This is a genomic window from Streptomyces sp. AC555_RSS877, assembly GCF_019049245.1.
In the GTDB taxonomy this organism is placed as follows: Bacteria; Actinomycetota; Actinomycetes; order Streptomycetales; family Streptomycetaceae; genus Streptomyces.
Genome location: NZ_JAGMUK010000223.1, coordinates 1 through 659, shown reverse-complemented (window position 1 = coordinate 659; position 659 = coordinate 1). Strand labels below are relative to the sequence as shown.

General features: G+C 67.7%; 1 protein-coding gene. It reads left to right on the top strand.

Annotated features, from left to right (window positions below; genetic code table 11):
* The first annotated feature begins 306 nt into the window (after window positions 1-306).
* On the top strand, window positions 307-645 hold the full coding sequence (locus KUM49_RS46495; protein WP_217243056.1) for a MerR family transcriptional regulator: 339 nt from the start codon (window positions 307-309) through the stop codon (window positions 643-645).
* Window positions 646-659: the final 14 nt, after the last annotated feature.

Genomic DNA, 659 nt, shown 5'->3' with positions numbered 1-659 from the left:
ACAGCAGTTCGCAGTCCCCCGTTTGACAGGTAGTTGATCACTGAGGGAAGAACGGAGGAGCCCGCGCCATCAGGATCGCCCGGGCGGAAGTCTTGAACCCGGGTACCGCAGGACATCGACAGTGAGGTGGTCTCCGGTCAAGCAACCGCGATCCCGGCAGCCCCGACAGTATTCCGGTCGGGTCTGCGGACACAGAAGGCCGGCGCAGTACCAGGGCCGGCAGATGGTGTAGCAGTTCCTTCGGGGCCCTGGTGCCACTGGCACCAGGGCCCCTCCACGCGTTCCACACTCCACACAGAGGTGCAGATGACAGCAGACGATTCCTACGGCCGGCTCGACGACGACGACTACCCCGCCTACACCATGGGCCGCGCCGCCGAGATGCTCGGCACCACCCAGGGCTTCCTGCGCGCCATCGGGGAGGCCCGCCTCATCACCCCGCTCCGCTCCGCAGGCGGACACCGCCGCTACTCCCGCTACCAGCTGCGCATCGCCGCCCGCGCCCGGGAACTCGTGGACCACGGCACCCCCATCGAGGCCGCCTGCCGCATCATCATCCTCGAAGACCAACTCGAAGAAGCCAAGCGCATCAACGCCGAATACCGCCACGCCGCCCAGTCGGCGAACCCGACGGCCGCAGCCTGACCCGACTGAGACCC

Excerpts from the sequence above, each read along its gene's own strand:
- KUM49_RS46495 (WP_217243056.1), top strand. The coding sequence starts at position 307 with ATGACAGCAGACGATTCCTACGGCCGGCTCGACGACGACGACTACCCC.